The 17,517-nt window shown below is 55.4% G+C and carries 18 protein-coding genes; 8 read left to right on the plus strand and 10 right to left on the minus strand.

All coding sequences use genetic code 11. The features are described from left to right. Positions 1-46: 46 nt before the first annotated feature. Genes ACFQ14_RS03450 through ACFQ14_RS03460 form a run of 3 tightly spaced genes read right to left on the minus strand, consistent with a single transcriptional unit; the run spans position 47 to position 2,248 of the window. Positions 47-349, minus strand: a complete 303-nt coding sequence (locus ACFQ14_RS03450; RefSeq protein ID WP_377211298.1) for a sarcosine oxidase subunit delta — start codon at positions 347-349, stop codon at positions 47-49. Between the two features lie 2 nt (positions 350-351). Further along, a complete protein-coding gene (locus ACFQ14_RS03455; protein WP_377211299.1) occupies positions 352-936 on the minus strand; it encodes a 3'-5' exonuclease in 585 nt (194 codons plus the stop codon). A 58-nt stretch (positions 937-994) separates the two neighbouring features. Continuing rightward, positions 995-2,248, minus strand: coding sequence for a sarcosine oxidase subunit beta family protein (locus tag ACFQ14_RS03460; RefSeq protein ID WP_377211300.1), 1,254 nt, complete (start codon positions 2,246-2,248; stop codon positions 995-997). A 315-nt stretch (positions 2,249-2,563) separates the two neighbouring features. Here ACFQ14_RS03460 and ykgO point away from each other — a divergent pair, with 315 nt between their 5' ends. From ykgO to ACFQ14_RS03475, 3 genes are all read left to right on the plus strand, one after another. Further along, positions 2,564-2,689 (plus strand): type B 50S ribosomal protein L36, encoded by a 126-nt coding sequence (ykgO, locus tag ACFQ14_RS03465; RefSeq protein WP_377211301.1) that lies wholly within the window; start codon positions 2,564-2,566, stop codon positions 2,687-2,689. Positions 2,690-2,782: 93 nt separating this feature from the next. Then, complete coding sequence (locus ACFQ14_RS03470; protein ID WP_377211302.1) at positions 2,783-3,433, plus strand: tetratricopeptide repeat protein; 651 nt, start codon at positions 2,783-2,785, stop codon at positions 3,431-3,433. Positions 3,434-3,528: 95 nt separating this feature from the next. Further along, a complete protein-coding gene (locus tag ACFQ14_RS03475; protein WP_377211303.1) occupies positions 3,529-4,479 on the plus strand; it encodes an alpha/beta fold hydrolase in 951 nt (316 codons plus the stop codon). Between the two features lie 6 nt (positions 4,480-4,485). Here the strand turns inward: ACFQ14_RS03475 and pyk are convergent, their stop codons facing one another. From pyk to ACFQ14_RS03490, 3 genes are all read right to left on the minus strand, one after another. After that, positions 4,486-5,922 (minus strand): pyruvate kinase, encoded by a 1,437-nt coding sequence (pyk, locus tag ACFQ14_RS03480; protein WP_377211304.1) that lies wholly within the window; start codon positions 5,920-5,922, stop codon positions 4,486-4,488. Beyond that, positions 5,919-6,362, minus strand: a complete 444-nt coding sequence (locus ACFQ14_RS03485; RefSeq protein WP_377211338.1) for a DUF1036 domain-containing protein — start codon at positions 6,360-6,362, stop codon at positions 5,919-5,921. The genes pyk and ACFQ14_RS03485 overlap by 4 nt, the downstream gene beginning before the upstream one ends. Positions 6,363-6,453: 91 nt before the next feature. Then, complete coding sequence (locus ACFQ14_RS03490; RefSeq protein WP_377211305.1) at positions 6,454-7,392, minus strand: DMT family transporter; 939 nt, start codon at positions 7,390-7,392, stop codon at positions 6,454-6,456. 117 nt (positions 7,393-7,509) lie between these two features. Here ACFQ14_RS03490 and ACFQ14_RS03495 point away from each other — a divergent pair, with 117 nt between their 5' ends. From ACFQ14_RS03495 to ACFQ14_RS03505, 3 genes are all read left to right on the plus strand, one after another. Further along, on the plus strand, positions 7,510-8,298 hold the full coding sequence (locus ACFQ14_RS03495; protein WP_377211306.1) for an N-formylglutamate amidohydrolase: 789 nt from the start codon (positions 7,510-7,512) through the stop codon (positions 8,296-8,298). Between the two features lie 3 nt (positions 8,299-8,301). Continuing rightward, positions 8,302-8,601, plus strand: coding sequence for a DUF1244 domain-containing protein (locus ACFQ14_RS03500; RefSeq protein WP_377211307.1), 300 nt, complete (start codon positions 8,302-8,304; stop codon positions 8,599-8,601). A gap of 72 nt (positions 8,602-8,673) precedes the next feature. Next, a complete protein-coding gene (locus tag ACFQ14_RS03505) occupies positions 8,674-8,940 on the plus strand; it encodes a DUF2312 domain-containing protein (RefSeq protein WP_377211308.1) in 267 nt (88 codons plus the stop codon). Between the two features lie 22 nt (positions 8,941-8,962). Here the strand turns inward: ACFQ14_RS03505 and ACFQ14_RS03510 are convergent, their stop codons facing one another. The 3 genes from ACFQ14_RS03510 to ACFQ14_RS03520 are packed head-to-tail and all read right to left on the minus strand — an operon-like array spanning position 8,963 to position 12,499. Next, positions 8,963-10,582: an ABC transporter ATP-binding protein gene (locus ACFQ14_RS03510; RefSeq protein WP_377211309.1), complete on the minus strand. Its 1,620-nt coding sequence runs from the start codon at positions 10,580-10,582 to the stop codon at positions 8,963-8,965. Then, complete coding sequence (locus ACFQ14_RS03515) at positions 10,572-11,501, minus strand: ABC transporter permease (RefSeq protein WP_377211310.1); 930 nt, start codon at positions 11,499-11,501, stop codon at positions 10,572-10,574. The genes ACFQ14_RS03510 and ACFQ14_RS03515 overlap by 11 nt, the downstream gene beginning before the upstream one ends. A 17-nt stretch (positions 11,502-11,518) precedes the next feature. Next, positions 11,519-12,499 carry an ABC transporter permease gene (locus ACFQ14_RS03520; RefSeq protein WP_377211311.1) on the minus strand — a complete coding sequence of 327 codons (981 nt, stop codon included), beginning with the start codon at positions 12,497-12,499 and terminating at the stop codon, positions 11,519-11,521. Positions 12,500-12,778: 279 nt separating this feature from the next. Here ACFQ14_RS03520 and ACFQ14_RS03525 point away from each other — a divergent pair, with 279 nt between their 5' ends. Beyond that, positions 12,779-14,386: an ABC transporter substrate-binding protein gene (locus ACFQ14_RS03525; RefSeq protein WP_377211312.1), complete on the plus strand. Its 1,608-nt coding sequence runs from the start codon at positions 12,779-12,781 to the stop codon at positions 14,384-14,386. A 61-nt stretch (positions 14,387-14,447) separates the two neighbouring features. On the opposite strand, the gene ACFQ14_RS03530 is transcribed toward ACFQ14_RS03525, so the two are convergent. Continuing rightward, on the minus strand, positions 14,448-15,401 hold the full coding sequence (locus ACFQ14_RS03530) for a DMT family transporter (protein WP_377211313.1): 954 nt from the start codon (positions 15,399-15,401) through the stop codon (positions 14,448-14,450). 92 nt (positions 15,402-15,493) lie between these two features. Here ACFQ14_RS03530 and ACFQ14_RS03535 point away from each other — a divergent pair, with 92 nt between their 5' ends. After that, positions 15,494-17,494 (plus strand): CocE/NonD family hydrolase, encoded by a 2,001-nt coding sequence (locus ACFQ14_RS03535; protein WP_377211314.1) that lies wholly within the window; start codon positions 15,494-15,496, stop codon positions 17,492-17,494. Positions 17,495-17,517: the final 23 nt, after the last annotated feature.

A 17,517-nucleotide genomic window follows, 5' to 3' on the forward strand; every position in this document is an offset into this window, starting at 1 on the left:
GGGTTCGCGTGAACGCGCCCCGGAATGACGAGTTGATAACAATCGGTCATTTCTGCATCTCCGCCAGCTCTTTATCGGTCGGGCGCGGTTCGCCAGCCTTGTAGACCTTCAGGAATTTGTCGGAGATCGTCGAGCGCACGCAGTTGAAAAAGCGTCCGCAGCCATGGGCATGGCGCCAGCGCTCAACGCTCAAGCCCTTTGGGTTTTCGCGGATGAAGAACATTTTCTCGAAGTCCTCGTCGGACATATCCGCCATGTCGGTAGGCCGCACGATATGAGCCTCACCCGCATTAGCAAATTCCAATTCCGGACGATCTTCTTCGCAATAGGGGCAATGGATCAGGAGCATTCTTAGTATCCTTGCATTCTGAGCTTACTTATTGCAGCCGCCAATTGTAGTGTGGCCATAGCGTCAGATCGGGCATCGTGTTTGGTGGATCGATCAAAGTCTATCCCCATGATTCCGCAGCATTTTTTCAAACTTATTCGTCCGGTTTCAGCATATTGTCCTCCAACCATTTCAGCCATTTCGTCCATCGTGCAGAAGGGCAAATTGAAGATTGGGCCAGCAATGTCCGTTCTAATAAAAGCCTGTGTTAAGAAACCAAGATCGAATTCAATATTATGGGCAATTAGTGGTAAATCACCTGCAAATTTAGCTATCTCACCAGCTTGCTCCGAGAAATTTTCACAGGCTGACAGCACATCATCGCCTAGACCGTGAATCCTAAATGCGGGCTTCGGCAAAGCCATTTCTGGATTGATTAGGGTGTGGAATACATCCGCCTGAATTGTTTCACCTTTCGCTACTTGCCTGATGTTTGCTTTGATCATGCAGATTGATGCAATCCTATCACTGACTGGATCAAGGCCTGTGGTTTCCACGTCAAATACAATTGCTTCTTCGATTTCTTCAAACAACGCAGGCTGGATCAATGAGGATCCCACATGTTTTTCCTCATGGTGTTTCTTTCGGAATAAACCCCACATGATTTTAATGCGCCACAGCCGCAGCCGCAGCTTCATCAATCAAACGACCCGTGCGGAATCTATCGAGATTAAACCCAGCGTTGATCTTATGCGGCTCGTCCTTGGCAATCGTGTGCGCGAAGACGTTGGCGCTGCCGGGTGTTGCTTTGAACCCGCCCGTTCCCCAGCCGCAATTCACATAGAGCCCTTTGACGGGCGTTTTGCTCAAAATCGGTGAGCGGTCGGGGGTTACGTCCACAATGCCGCCCCATGTGCGCAGCATGCGCATGCGGCGGAACATGGGGTAGAGTTCGCAGATCGCATCCAGCGTGTGCTGTAGGATGTGCATGGAGCCTGTTTGGGAATAGGACAGATAGCTGTCCGTGCCCGCGCCGATCACCAATTCGCCCTTGTCGGACTGGCTAATATAGGCGTGGACGGCGTTGGACATGACCACGCAGGGGAAGACTGGCTTCACCGGCTCCGACACCAGCGCTTGCAGCGGATAGCTTTCCAGCGGCATGCGCACGCCAGCCATTTCCATCAGCACGGATGTGTGTCCGGCGGCAACGACGCCGACTTTCTTCGCGCCGATTGTGCCCTTGGTCGTTTCCAAGCCTGTCACTTCGCCGGAGGGGGCGCGGTTTATGCCGGTGACTTCGCAGTTCTGGATAATATCGACGCCCATATCCGACGCCTTACGGGCAAAGCCCCACGCGACTGCATCGTGGCGGGCCACGCCGCCGCGGCGCTGAAGCGCTGCGCCCATGACGGGATAGCGGGCGGTTTTGGAAATATCGAGCGGCGGGCAATATTCCTTCGCCTGCTGCGGTGTCAGCCATTCGTTGTCGACACCGTTCAGGCGGTTAGCGTGGATGTGGCGCTGGGCGGATTGAACGTCGTGCACCGAATGCGCAAGCATCATCACGCCGCGCTGGGAGAACATGACGTTGTAGTTCAGCTCTTGTGACAGCGTCTCCCACAGCTTGACCGAGTGGTTATAAAGGCCTGCACTTTCGTCATAGAGATAGTTTGAGCGAATGATCGTCGTGTTGCGGCCGGTGTTGCCGCCGCCGAGCCAACCTTTGTCCAACACCGCGATGTTGGTGATGCCGTGTTCTTTCGCCAGATAATAGGCCGTGCCAAGGCCGTGGCCACCAGCGCCTACGATGATGACGTCGTATTCCTTCTTCGGCTCAGGATGGCGCCATTGCTGGCCCCAGCCTTTGTGGCCGCGAAGCGATTCTCTCGCCAGATTGAACGCGTTGAATCTTCTCATCGTCGTGGCATCCCGTTTCGTCGGAAAAGAATGTGGCTCAATGCGTGATAAACCGCCGGCACAATTCTCATTAAAGTGGAGTAAGGCGCATGCGACAATGGCTTGCGACTTTGTGCGACATGATAGCGTCTGCTCACGACTCACGTCAAAGCGGCGCAGGGTGTGAAGCAGGTGCTTGGCGCACAGACGGCCTTGACAGAATTGAGCGGAATCCCCTAAGCACACATCAGAGTTCGGGCGCGCCCTAATTGGTGCGCTCTTTTTTGTGCGTTCGTGGCAATGGGGCCCTGCACAACACAGCAATGGTTCGGACCGATGAAAGTCAAAAACTCTCTCAAATCGCTTAAAGGCCGTCACCGCGCCAACCGCTTGGTGCGCCGCAAGGGCCGCGTTTACATCATCAACAAGGTGAACCCGCGCTTTAAAGCCCGCCAAGGCTAGTTAAACGCTGGCCTCGCGCCGCTGGGCGGGGCATCACGCCGCATCACAGCATTTTGCATTTGCACTCGTGGGAGCAGGGGGTAACCTGCACTCATGAGATTTCGTGTTTTAAATTTGGCGCTGATCCTTTCCGCCAGTGTCGCGTCAGGCGTGTATGCCCAGTCGGTGCAGACAGATCCAAATGGCGACTTGGCGCCTCGGCCCGAAGTGGAGGAGCAAACCGCTCCCGCCAAAACCGACAAAATTCCAGCTCTGTTTAAGTTGGGCGATGATCTCGACACGCTGTTTTCTCAATTGAAGCGCACCGCCAATAAAGGGCGCGCAAAGCGTATTTCTGATCGAATTTGGGAATTGTGGCGTGATTCCGAGAACGATTCAGTCGATCTTCTAGCCGCATGGGCGCGGGCTGCGATGCAAAAGCGGCAGTTCTCGGCAGCGCTTGATCTGCTTGATCAGATGGTGGTGTTACAGCCTGACCACCCCGAAGGCTGGAACCAACGTGCAACGCTTCATTTCATGATGGATAATTATTCGAAGTCGATTGCCGATATTGAACGCACGCTGGCGCTGGAACCTCGTCACTTCGGTGCGTTGGCTGGTCTTGCCAACATGCAGGCGCGTATGGGCGACGATAAAGCTGCCTTGAAAACGTGGTATCGGGTGTTGGACGTTTATCCGGCCATGGAAAGCGCGCAAAAAAGCGTTATTCGTTTGGAAGAGAAACTGGCAGGGCAGTCGCTTTAGTTATCAATTGGCGCTAAACGGGCCAAACTACGCGAACTATTTGCGCTCAAATGCGTTTTTTCTGACACATTCTCCCTCATCCATCGGCCGTTCCCTTGAAAATTCTAGCTGTCCTCCTCGCTGTTATAGCGTTCGTCTTTCTCGTGTTGTTTTTCGTCACCCGCTACAAAGCGGCGGAAATTTCTGCGCAGTTTCCCGCTTTTGGGTCGGTGACTGAAATCGGTGGGCGCGAAATTCACTTTCTCGATGTGACCGAAGGCGACAATGCCGATCTGCCGCCGCTGCTTTTTGTGCATGGGGCGAGCGGAAATCTGCGTGACCAAGCGGTGGCATTTCAAAAGCCGCTTGAGGGTAGAGCGCGGATGATTTTTGTCGACCGGCCCGGCCATGGCTGGAGTGAACGCGGCCCTGAAGAAGCGAATACGCCGGAAGGGCATGGCGCAGTTTACGCCGAGTTGCTGGATGATATCGGCATCGAAAGCGCGGTGGTGGTGTGTCATTCTATGGGCTGTGCGTCAGCGATAGCCATGGCACTCAACCATCCCGAAAAGGTTCGCGGGCTGGTGTTTCTTGCGCCTGCTACCCACCGCTGGCCGGGTGGAGTGACGTGGTATTATGAGGTGACGGCCCTACCAGTAGTCGGTTGGTTGTTCAGCGAAACGCTGTCACTTCCCGCTGGTCTAGCTCGTTTGGAAAGTGGAGCGAGAAGCGTCTTCGACCCGAGTGAGATGCCAGATGATTATGTTGATGCAACAGGAATTGCGCTTGTGTTGCGCCCGGAGCAGTTTCGCAACAACGCGCGGGATGTGACAACTCTGAAGTCGGAAGTGACACGGATGCAGCCACGCTATTCCCAGATAAAAAAGCCGACAGTGATCATTACAGGGAACAAAGACGACGTGGTGCTCCCAGACATTCACTCTGTTGGCTTGGAGCGCGATATTGAAGGTGCCGAACTGATCGTGCTGGATGGCGTTGGCCACAAGCCAGACTATGCAGCAACGCGGGTTGCTATCGAGGCAATCGAGAAAGTATCGCGCAGATAGGCCAGATTAGCCGGTGTTTTTGCCGTCTTTGCCGACATAGGCGATGCGCAGCATGTTTGTAGAGCCGGGGGTTTGCAGCGGTACGCCTGCCGAAATGATAATGCGGCCTCCCGCTTCAACCAAACCTTCGTTAAAGGCAAACTCACACGCCTTATCCACCATGTCGTCGAGGTCTTTTGCATCCGGTGCAATGACACAGCGGGTACCCCAACACAGAGCGAGCCTGCGGGCTGTTTCAGTGACAGGCGACAAAGCGAGGATTGGCTTGCTGGGGCGCACCCGTGCGGCGCGAAGTCCCGTCGAGCCGGATGCGGTGAAGCAAACTATGGCTGCAAGATCGAGTGTTTCCGCGATCTGCGCTGCAGCAAACGATATCGCATCAGCGCCAGTCGGTTCCGCTTCGGGGCGTTGGCTTGCGATTGTGTCCAGGTAGCCTTTGTCGGCTTCCATGGCCTCTGCAACGGAATTCATGGTTTGTACGGCTTCCAGCGGGTAGGAACCGGCGGCACTTTCGGCGGACAGCATAATGGCGTCTGCGCCCTCGTAGACGGCGTTTGCGACGTCAGAGACCTCTGCACGCGTCGGCACCGGGTTGTCGATCATTGATTCCAGCATTTGCGTTGCGACAATCACCGGGCGGCCAGCGCGACGGCATTTGCGGATCATCTTCTTCTGGATAGACGGCACGACTTCCAGCGGCATTTCTACGCCAAGATCGCCACGTGCCACCATGATGGCGTCTGCCATTTCGATGATCTCGTCCAAGCGCTGAACGGCTTGTGGTTTTTCGATCTTTGCAAGAAGACCGACTTTGCCTTTGCAGATCTTGCGCGCTTCAGCGAGGTCTTCCGGGCGCTGAATGAAAGACAGAGCTACCCAGTCGACTTCCTCTTTCAGTACGGCTTGAAGGTCTGCCCGGTCTTTTTCGGTCAATGCTCCGGACATGAGCTCAGAATCGGGCAAGTTCACGCCCTTGCGGTCGGCCAACCACGTTCCGTTGACGACTTCGGCCTTTGCCCAACCGTCGCCCGTTTCGATAACTTTCAGCTTTACCTTACCGTCGTTGACCAGAAGCCTGTGGCCAATTTCCATTGCCTCAAGAATTTCCGGGTGGGGAAGTTGGACGCGGTAAGCGTCGCCCGGTGTGGGATCACTGTCGAGTGTGATAACGTGACCCGGCTGCACGGCAACTTCACCATTTGCAAACGTACCCAGGCGGTGTTTCGGGCCTTGAATGTCGGCCAGAATACCAATGGGAAATCCGACTTCCTTTTCCACATTGCGAATGCGGCGAACGAGGTCGCTCAGCATTTCGTGGCTGGAATGGCTCATGTTGATGCGAAAGGCGTCAGCGCCTGCAAGGCACAGCTTCTTGATCATCTCTTCCGTGTTTGACGCGGGGCCAAGTGTTGCGAGTATTTTGATGCGTCTTGAGCGGATCATTGTTGGGCTTTCTCGTCCGTGCCGCTCTGGTTGGCTTCCGTCAGACGGACCTGCCAGTTGGCTTGATTTCCAGTGTCGATTTCAAAAAAGCCCGTGCGTTCGTAGCCACGTGCAAAACAGTCTTTCAGGCCCTCAATGCGAAATTCGCGTGCCGATGTACACATGAAAACGGGGCCGCGCCATTGGCCACCAGTATCTGCGTTTTCTGCATAAATATAGAAGTATCGCGACGACAGAGCGCCTTCGATTACAGTAGCGCATACGCCGGATGGAACCCGCCACCAACCTTCCATCACCCAGCCGTCGGTGTTGCGGTAACCGATAGCAACTCCGGTCATGCTTTTGGTGTCATTGCAGACTTTCAGATCGGCAAGAGCGGGTGCGGTTTGCGCGGCAGTTGCCGCAAGCAGCGCGGCGGCTGCAAGCCAAGTTTTTTTCACAAAACGCAAGGGTTCGCACCGCTTTTTCATAGTATGGTTTGTTGCAACGTTCGGCTCCGGGTGTCAACGCGCCCGGGCGGTTGCTCAGCGCTCATTGTTGGTCCTTTTGCGGCCGTGCCATCCATATGCCGAACAAGATCAGTGCGCCGCCGATAATCTGGATGCCGGATAGACTTTCGTTTACGATCAGCCAAGCAAAAAGCGCTGCTGCCACCGCTTCGATAAAAATCACCAGCGATGAGAATGTCGCTGACAGTGAACCAAGCGCCACGGCCAACAAACCTTGCCCACCCGTGTGCGCCAGTAGGCCAAGTGCAAGCACAGCGAGCAAACCTGTGATGGTTTGCGGCCATAGCCCTTGGCCGGCCAACAAAGTGACCACCAGCAAGCAGGCGGCTGTGATGGTTGTGCTCATAAAAACCAATGCTCCCGCTCCGTGTGTGCGGCGTGCGACGCGCACAGCGAGAAAATAGAGGCCAAAGAAGATCGACGTGATGAAGCCGTAGACATCGCCCATAAAGCGCTCGGGCGCGAGTTGATACGAGCCGCCGATCAACAGCGCAGCGCCTGCAAGGCATAGGAACAAGCCAAAGACGATCCTCTGTGTGACGGGTTCACCGATGAAAGCTCCTGAAAGCAGTGCGACCCAGATAGGCGCGAGGCAGGCCAGAAAGGTTGCGTTGGCAATCGTCGTTTCTAAAATGGCCAAATGCCAAAAGAACAGATCGCCTGCGAAAAAGAGACCGGATAGCCAAACAGCACCGTCCCAACGCAAGGCTTTTTTCAGCGGTATGCCGGTTCGGCGGCACTCCCACACCATCCACAGAAACAAAACGGGAAGCGCTAGCGCCACGCGCCAGAAGGCGCTGGCAAACGGGCCAACGTCTGCAAAACGCACAAAGACGGGCGAAATGCCCATGGCCAGCGCGCCCAACACCAACGCGCCGAATGCCAACGGAAACGACAATTGGGGCATGGCATCGTCGACATCGGAAGCGTTTGATGGACTGTTTTCTGCTGGGAGTGTCACTTGCAGGATCTGCGGCGTTGCTGATGGGCCTGCAGCATTGAACGAGTGACTGGGCTGTGACAAGAAGCTAATTCTTGCCAGCAAACCCTTTGGTGCGCATTGTCAGCCTCTGAGTTCATGCCCTATGAGACGATTGAAGGCGACCCCTCATCTGGGATCGTGCTGTTGTGCGATCATGCGCGAAATACACTGCCTGAAGAATACGGCTCGCTGGGGCTTCCTGCAGAAGAATTTGAGCGACATATCGCATATGACATAGGCGTGGAGGCTCTTACCCACGCTTTGGCCAAGCGGCTTGGGTGTCCGGCCGTTCATTCTTGTTTTTCGCGCCTGCTGATTGATCCAAACCGTGGTGAGGACGATCCCACAATTGTCATGCGCCTATCGGATGGAACCGTGGTGCCCGGCAATCACCCAATCACAACGGAAGAAATCAGAGGCCGTATCGAACGATTTCACGCGCCCTATCATCGCGCTATCGATGATCAATTGGATGCGTGCATCGAAGCAGGGCGAAACCCGTTGGTGTTGTCGATCCATTCCTTCACCCCCGTTTGGCGCGGCGCGAAACGGCCATGGCATGGCGCGATCTTGTGGGACAGTGACCCGCGATTGAATCGCTTCATGATTGACGGTCTGCGCGCCCATGGAAATCTGATCATCGGTGATAATGAACCTTATGACGGCGCGTTGAAAAATGACACGATGTACCGCCACTGCACCCAACGAGGACTGGCGCACTCGCTGATTGAAGTGCGGCAGGATTTGATCGCTGATGAAGCGGGTGTTCAGCGCTGGGCCGACATCATCGCTCCGCTGCTTGAACTGGCCAACATGCGGCCTGAAATGCATGAAATAGTCTATTACGGTTCCCGCACTGATGGGACATTGAAGAAAGAGGACTGAGCGATGAATGAGATTGACGACGCAACCCGCACGGAACTGGAAGCCGCTGCTTTCCGTCGCCTGATCTCGCATTTGCGCGAGCGTACGGACGTTCAAAACATCGACATGATGAACCTGAGCGGCTTTTGCCGAAACTGCCTGTCGCGCTGGTATATGGAAGCCGCGAATGAGAAGGGCATTGACCTCGACAAAGACGGTGCGCGCGAGGTCGTCTACGGCATGCCATTCGATGAATGGAAGGCAAAATATCAGACCGAGGCTAGCGAAGAACAAAAAGCTGCATTCGACAAATCTCACGGTTGATTTCGCGCAGTGAAACCATCACAAAAGCGTTCGATTTAAGCGGCGGTTCAGCCCAAGTGAAAGAGCAATAATATGGCAGAAGAAGAAACCGGCCCGGAAAGCGCAAGCCACGGTGTGGCCGTTGCGCAATTGCGTTCCGTCATCGAGCGCATCGAGCGTTTGGAAGAAGAAAAGAAGGCGATTGCCGACGATATCCGCGATGTTTTCGCTGAAGCCAAAGCCAACGGTTTCGATATCAAAGCGCTGCGTGCCATCGTACGTCTGCGCAAGAAGGAGCCTACCGAGCGTGAAGAAGAAGAAGCCGTGCTGGACCTCTACAAATCTGCGTTGGGTATGTAAGCAAGCGGTTTGAGTGCGGGGATCAGCCTTCGCGCTCTGCCAGTAATTGATCGAGCCAATCCGGGTCCATTTCGGGCACGGATGAAAGCAAGAGTTTGGTGTAGTCGGGATATGGCGGGGCGAAGATTTCGCTCTTCAAGCCCTGCTCCACTACTTCACCCTGATTCATCACCACGATCTCATCGGAAATCGCCTTCACGACTGCGATGTCGTGGGTGATGAATAGATAGGTGATGTTGAACTCTTTCTGGAGCCGCAGCAGCAGGCGCAGAATGCCTTCTTGCACGATCTGATCGAGCGCAGAAGTGACCTCGTCGCAGATGATGATTTCAGGCTCGGCTGCAAGCGCGCGAGCGATGCAGATACGCTGCTTTTGGCCGCCGGACATTTCGCCGGGAAAGCGGTCGAGGAAAGTGTTGTCCAACTCGATCATATCCAGCAGTTCAGCTACGCGCTTATCACGCGCTGCACCTTTTATGCCGTGATAGAACTCAAGCGGCCGTCCGATAATGTCCGCAACGGTTTGGCGCGGGTTCATTGCCGTATCCGCCATTTGATAGATCATCTGGATCTTGCGCAGTTGCTCTTTGCTGCGCTGCTTCAATGCTGCGGGCAGTGGCTCGCCATTGAATTCCACAGTGCCACCAATGGGCGGCAGAAGACCCGTTATCACCCGCGCTGTAGTGGATTTGCCCGAACCGGATTCGCCGACCACAGCAACGGTTTTTCCCCGCGGAAGATTGATCGACACATCGTGCAAGACTTTGATCGAATTGCCGTAGGCTGCATCGACGTTCTTGATGGACAGCACAGTGTCGTCTGATGTTTCTTCCGGCTTTTCCAGAGAACGCACTGACCACAGAGACTTCGTGTATTCCGCTTCCGGCTTGCTCAACATCTTGCGGGTTTCGGCCTCTTCAACCTCTTCGCCATATCGCAGGACCTTGATTTTGTCTGCCATCTGCGCGACGACCGCCAGATCGTGGGTTATGTATATTGCGGCGGTGTTGAAGCGGTCGACGATATCGCGCATGGCGACCAAGACTTCGACTTGGGTGGTTACGTCCAGTGCCGTGGTGGGTTCGTCGAAGATGATGAGATCGGGTCGGGGTGACATGGCCATTGCCGTCATCACGCGCTGAAGCTGACCGCCGGAGACCTGATGGGGATAGCGCTCGCCGATGGTGTCAGGGTCCGGCAATTGAAGGCTTTCGTAAAGCTGTACCGCGTCCTGTTTGGCCGCTTCTGTCGGGTTGATATCGTGGCCTACGGTCGCCTCAACGGTCTGGTCGATCAAGCGGTGGGCGGGGTTGAACGAGGCAGCGGCGGATTGCGCAACATAAGCCATGCGCGAACCCCAGAGCTTGCGCTTTTCTTTCTCCGGCATCGAAGCAAGATCAAGGCCGTCGAACATGATGGAGCCCGATTTGATTTTGCAGCCCGGTTGGGCAAAGCCCATGGCGGCTTTGCCAAGGGTTGATTTGCCCGCGCCGGACTCGCCGATCAGACCAAGCACTTCGCCGCGGTGCAGGGTAAGGTCTACGCCCTTGATGATTTCGTGCCAGCGTTCGTCGGAAAAACCGTCGATGCGAATATCGCGCATTTCCAGCAGAATATCGCCCTTTTCGCTATCAGTGCTCATCTTTAAGGCCACTCGTTTTGTGCAGGAACCAATCGACCACGAAGTTCACGCCAACCACCAATAGGGCAATAGCACCAGCTGGCAGTAGCGGCGTTAGACCGGCTTTGAGATCGTATTGGGCAAACTGGATTAGCGCCGCGTTTTCACGCACCATCGAACCCCAGTCTGCAGTGGGTGGCTGAAGGCCGACGCCGAGATATGACAGCGCGGCCAACGTTAGGAACACGAAGCAGAAACGCAGGCCGAACTCGGCGACCAGCGGCGGCATGATGTTGGGCAGGATTTCGCGCACCATAATCCAGCGTGTGCCTTCACCACGCAGTTTTGCGGCCTCGACATAGTCCATTACCACAACGTTCAGCGCGACTGCGCGTGTGAGCCGGAACACACGTGTGGCGTCCAGTACTGCGATAATCATGATGAGGTTGAGCGTGTTGGTGATCGGGTCGGAAGACTTGAAAACTGCCAGCAGCATGAGCGCGAAAATGAGGCTGGGAATTGCCATCAGCACATCGACAAAACGCGACAAAATTTGATCAATCCAACCGCGCCAAATGGCGGCGACCAATGCCAAGCCACCACCGATGATGAACGATAGGATGGTTGTCGCCAGAGCGATGCCCATCGTGTTGCGTGCGCCGTAGATAAGGCGGGAGAACACATCACGGCCGATCTGGTCGGTGCCGAAAATGTGTGTCCCGTCCCATGGCGCATAAGGGGTTGGGAACACTTCCGCCTCGCCATAGGGCGCGATGAGTGGCGCGAAGATGGCTGTCAAAACGTAAAGCAGCACCACGATCATGCCGAACCAAGCGGTGAGCGGCGCTTTGCGCAATTCAACCTTTATTCGCTCCCAGCGGGTGCGGCGCACGCGGACAACACCGACTTCGGCGGCTGCGGAATATCCGGTTTCGCTCACGTCTTTGCTCTCAACGCTCATCTTGGATGCAACAATCTGGGGTTGGTGATTATGCCGATAACGTCCGCCAATAGATTCAGCAAAATGTATGTTGCGCCGAGGATTAGCGCGCAGGCTTGTACAACCGGGATGTCCCGGCTGGTCACAGCATCGACCATCAATTGTCCGATGCCGGGATAGGCGAAGACGGCTTCCACGACGACCACGCCAACAACGAGATAGGCCAAGTTAAAAGCGATAACGGCAGCGATGGGCGCCCAAGCGTTCGGCAAAGCGTGTTTGAGAATGATGCGCGAGCGTGAAACGCCCTTCAACCGCGCCATTTCGATATAGGGGCTAGCAAGCAGGTTGATGATTGCGGCCCGTGTCATGCGCATCATATGCGCGACGATCACGAGGGTGAGCGTCATTGCCGGAAGGGTGATGCGATAAAGTTTTTCCGATAGCGCCATGTCGTCAGAAATATTGGGAAGCGATGGAAAGATCGGGAAGATCGTCGCCAGCATGAGAATAAGGATGTAGGCAACGAAGAACTCCGGAAACGAGATGGTCGTCAGCGTTGTGGCGTTGACGATGCGGTCGTAGATAGAATTGCGATAAAGCGCTGCCGTGATGCCGAGAAACAAGGAAAGAGGCACGGCAATGACTGCGGCGACACTGGCGAGAAACAGTGTGTTGCTGAGGCGCGGAGCGATCAGCTCCAACACAGGGCGGGATCGGTCGACGCCCGATGCTGCACGGCCAGAAAACGATGTGCCGAAGTCGCCGACAATCGCACCGCTCATCCACTCGAAATAACGAAGATAGGCTGGCTTATCGAGGCCCAGTTCAGCGCGGTAGGCTGCCACGGTGGCTTCTGTTGCGGCTTGGCCCAGAACGGCTTGGCCGAAATCGCCCGGTAAAAGCAGCAGTGCACAAAAGATGATGATGGAGACGAAAAACAGGGTCAAAAGGCCCAATGCAAGCCTTTGGAAAATCGTGCTCACGACCGGATGCACTGGTTCTACGCTCCCCTGCTTACGCAACATTTTGACAGCGCTGACCGAAACTGGCCCTCCCACGCTGTCGCTTTAACGCTAGGCGACTGAACCTGCCGTGTAAACGCCAAGGAGCGGTTTGCCAAAAAGAAGCTTTGGGTAAATGTTGGTGCTGCGCAAAATTTGCAACCAATTGGTTGCTGTGCCTTATTGTTGCGCAAGTGTCACGAAAACCTGCTCCAGTGCGACACACTAACAGTTTGGAGCAACCGTTTGTCTTACCCAGGGAGTAGAGAAGACATGGACGACAAAAAACAGATTTATGTTACCAACCAGACAGAGAAGCTGAAGTCCGGCACGATTGATCGCCGCCAGTTTGTCACTGGTTTGCTGGCTGCAGGCTTTGTTCTGCCATCTGCGCTGACGATGGCGGACCAAGCCTACGCCATGACGCCGAAAAAAGGCGGAACGTATCGCCTCGGCTCCGGCCATGGCTCGACCACGGATTCGCTTGATCCAGGCACCATTGAAAACGATTTCAGCGCCGGTACCGTGTTCAACTACGGCAACTTCCTCACCGAGGTTGATGCTTCGGGCAAGCTGCGCCCAGAACTTGCCGAAAGCTACGATTCCACAGACGCGAAGACTTGGGTTTTCAAGCTGCGCAAAGGCGTTGAATTCCACAACGGCAAGACGATGGATGCCGATGATGTGATCGCATCTCTCAACCATCACCGCGGCGAGGCTTCCAAGTCTGCTGCGAAGGGAATTCTTTCAGGCGTCACCGATATTCGCAAAGATGGCGATGATGTTGTCTTTGAATTGGACGCGCCAAACGCTGACTTTCCGTTCCTGATCAGCGACTATCATCTGGTCATTATGCCCGGCAAAGACGGCAAGATTGACCCGCTTTCCGGTATTGGCACCGGCGGCTATGTGCTCAACAAATTCGAGCCAGGCGTGCGTGCAGAGTTTACCCGCAACCCGAATTACTGGAAAGAAAATGCGGCCTTCTTCGATGAAGTGCAGTTGCTTTCCATTGTCGATATCACTGCGCGTCAAACGGCGCTGATCAATGGTGATGTGGATGCTATTGGCCGTGTGGATCCGAAGACGGTCGCACTGCTGGCGCGTAACCCGAACATCAACATTTTGGAGAAATCGGGCACCGCTCACTACACATTTCCGATGCGTCTCGATGTAGAGCCCTTTGGCAATTACGATCTGCGTATGGCGCTCAAGCATGCGATCAAGCGTCAGGAATTGGTGGACAAAATTCTGCTGGGTCATGGCGCATTGGGCAATGATGTGCCGGTTTCGCCGTCCATGCCTTTCTTTGCCGAACTGCCACAGCGCGAGTTCGATCCGGAGAAAGCAGCCGAGCACTACAAGAAGTCCGGCCACAGCGGCACGATTCAGCTTTCCGCGTCTGACGCTGCCTTCGCAGGTGCCGTCGATGCTGCTCAATTGATTGCGGCTTCCGCCAAAGAGGCTGGCATCGACATTGAAGTCGTTCGCGAGCCTTCCGATGGTTATTGGTCGAACGTGTGGAACAAAAAAGGCTGGTGCGCTTGCTACTGGTCTGGTCGTCCGACGATCGACTGGATGTACGCTTCGGCCTATGTGGATTCGACAGAGTGGAACGATACCGCTTGGAAAACCACCGATGCAGCCAAGAAGTTCAACATGCTCACCAAGGCCGCCAAAGGCGAGCTCGATGAAACGAAGCGTGCTGAAATGTACAAGGAAACGCAGATGTTGCTCGCCGACGATGGCGGCGCGATCATTCCACTGTTCAACAACTACATTAACGGCTTGTCCAAAAAGCTCTCCACTGGCGAAAATGTTGCCGCCAACTGGGATCTCGACGGGGGCCGTTCAGCAGAGCGCTGGTGGTTCAACAGCTAAGCTGATTACAAACAGCAATATGAAAAGGGCGGCTCTCGGGCCGCCCTTTTTTCTGGCGCGTTCAGCGTACCCTCGGCATGGGCCTTTCGCTGGCAATGCGCTTTTTGAGCACGTTTTCGCGCCACAGCACGCATAGGCCGGCGCTCAAGATGAGGGCGATGCCCGTCCAAGCGACGAAGTCTGGCCATTCAACAAAGAAGACGATGCCCCAGACGATGGCCAAGACGAGGGCAAGATATTCGAAGGGTGCAATCGTTGCTGCCGCGCACAAGCGGTAGGCTTGGCTGATGAGATAGCCGCCGGAGGCGCTGCACAGGCCAACAGCCAGCATGATCATCAAATCGCGCTGGTCGGGCATTACCCAGGCGCGGCTAAGAAACGAGACGGAGGGGTGGATATCGCTGGCGAATTTGCCATCGCCCGCGATAATGCCGATGGAGCCTGAGACGACGAGGAAAATCAACTGCACGTAAAATGCCAACGTTGAGGCTTTTTCAGTAGCGCCGAGTTTGCGTGTGAGCATGTGCAACGTTGCATAGCCAAAGGCCGCCAGCACGGGGAAGATCGCTGCTATCTGAAACGCTGCTGTGCCCGGCCGCATGATGACGATGGCGCCCACCAAACCGATAACAACGGCCAGCCAGCGGTATGGGCCAACTTTCTCTTTCAGAAAGATAACTGAGAACAGGGTGATGACGAGCGGTGACACGAAGAAGATCGCCGTCGCTTCTGCAAGTGGCAGGGCGGCCAGTCCCATAAAGAACACCATGTTGGACGCCACGACCGCCAAACCTCTGGCGATGTGCAGCATGGGGTGTTTTGTTTTCAGCAGATGAAAACCGCCTTCCAGCGGAATGATGATCGCCATGGTGATCGTCAGCGCTGAAAGGGTGCGGAAGAAAACGATCTGGTGCAGGGCGTAGTCTCCTGCGAGAAACTTGATGCCAACATCGTTGAGCGTAAAGGCGACGCTGGCCCCCATGGCGCATAAGATGCCGAGCGTTGTGCGGTTCATCGTGTCATTGTCCTACTGCGCCTCGACAAGCCATAGCAGATGCTTCCAAGCTGCGTCAGCGATATTTGATCGGTGCTGCCGAGGAGTGAGAAATGAAGGTCGTGAGCGAGTTTCCGCGCAAAGTGGTGGAATTTCCCGACATGGGCATCATTATGCCTGACGGATGCCGCTTGTCTGCCCGCGTTTGGATGCCGGAAGACGCGCGAGACGATCCTGTGCCGGTGATCCTCGAACATCTGCCCTATCGCAAGCGTGACGGGACCGTGGTGCGCGACTGCATTAGTCATCCGTGGATGGCGGGTCACGGCTACGCGATCATCCGCACGGATATGCGTGGCAGCGGAGATTCGCAGGGGTTTTTGGAAGACGAATACACGCAGCAGGAATGGGACGATGCCTGCGGGGTGCTGGAGTGGGCGGCGGCGCAAGAATGGAGCACCGGCAAGGCAGGCATGTGGGGCATTTCATGGGGTGGGTTCAATTCGCTTCAGATTGCTGCTCTTCAGCCCCCATCGCTGAAGGCGGTGATTTCCATTTGCTCGACTGTAGACCGATTTGCCGACGATATTCACACCAAAGGCGGGTGTCAGTTGATCGAGAATTTTGGTTGGGCCAGCCAGATGCTGTCCTATTCATCTGCTCCGCCCGATCCTGCCTTGGTTGGTGACGGTTGGGTGGATGCTTGGTTGGAGCGTTTGGAACATCAGCCCTGGTTGTGGTCGATCTGGGCGCGGCATCAACGGCGTGACGATTATTGGAAACACGGGTCGGTTTGTGAGGATTACAGCGCGATAAAGACGCCTGTTTTGGCTGTTGGCGGTTGGCACGATGGCTATCGCAATACGATGGCGCATCTGGCGGAAAACATCAGCGCGCCGGTCAAAGCGATTGCTGGTCCTTGGATTCATAAATATCCGCACATCGCTGCGCCGCAGCCCGCCATTGGGTTCTTACAAGAGGCCAAGCGTTGGTGGGACCAGTGGCTCAAGGATATCGACACTGGCGTGGAGGCTGATCCGGCCTATCGTGCATGGCTGATGGACTCCCTGCCACCGCAACGGTGGTGGGACGAGCGGCCCGGACGGTGGATCGCGGAAGCACACTGGCCTTCGTCAAACATTCAGATGCGGCGCCTTCATCTCAATGGCGATGTTCTGGCGCAAGAAGGGGGGAAAGTGGAGCGGGTGGTTTCATCTCCTTTGGACTGCGGCATGGCCAGTGGAGAGTACTTCCCGTTCACGTTTTCTGATGAGTTCCCAGATGAGCAGAGTGAAGATGATGCGCGTTCTGTGTGCTTTGATGGTGCACTGTTGGAAGAGGACATGGATATCGTTGGCGCACTGATTGTGCGGCTTCTTGTGTCGTGTTCGGCAAAAAGTGGGCAGTTGGCCGTGCGGCTTTGCGACTTACTGCCCGATGGAACGAGCGCATTTATAACGCTTGGCGTTCTTAACCTGACCCACCGCGATAGCCATGAATATCCGCAAGCTCTTGTTCCAGATGAGGCCATTGAGGTTGAGATTACGCTTGATCAAATCGCCTATCGGGTGCCCGAGGGCCATCGGCTTCGTCTTGCTATATCCAACGCCTATTTTCCATTTATTTGGCCTTCGCCGGAGAAGGGGAGCATCACCATCCATTCTGGCTCGATTGATCTGCCTGTGCGGCCCCATTCGCACAGCGATGAATGGGTTTTTGAGCCGCCGGAAGGCGCTTTGCCCTGGCGACACGAGGTTTTGCGGGAGGCAAACTACCGTCGCAGCGTCGAGCGAGACCCCAATAGCGGGCGTGTGGCGATGATTATCGAATGTGACAACGGCGAAAACCGTGACAGCGACCACGGCCTGATTTCCGGCTCATGGACCAGAGAGCGCTTTAGCGTCCATCCTGAAAATCCAGATTCAGCCAGCGCCGAGATCGAGTGGGAAGCGACCGGCGGGCGCGAAGGGGCGATGTGGCGAACAAGGACGTTCAGCAGCATGACGTGCGATGCAGTACAGTTTCGCACGAATGCCCGCATTGAGGCTTGGTTGAACGGCGAAACCGTTTTCGAGAAGGATATCAGCGACACAGTTGAGCGGGATATGGTTTAGGTCGAAATTCCGAACCAACTAGT

It is taken from the genome of Pseudahrensia aquimaris (genome assembly GCF_042676045.1).
GTDB classification, from domain to species: domain Bacteria; phylum Pseudomonadota; class Alphaproteobacteria; order Rhizobiales; family Rhizobiaceae; genus Pseudahrensia; species Pseudahrensia aquimaris.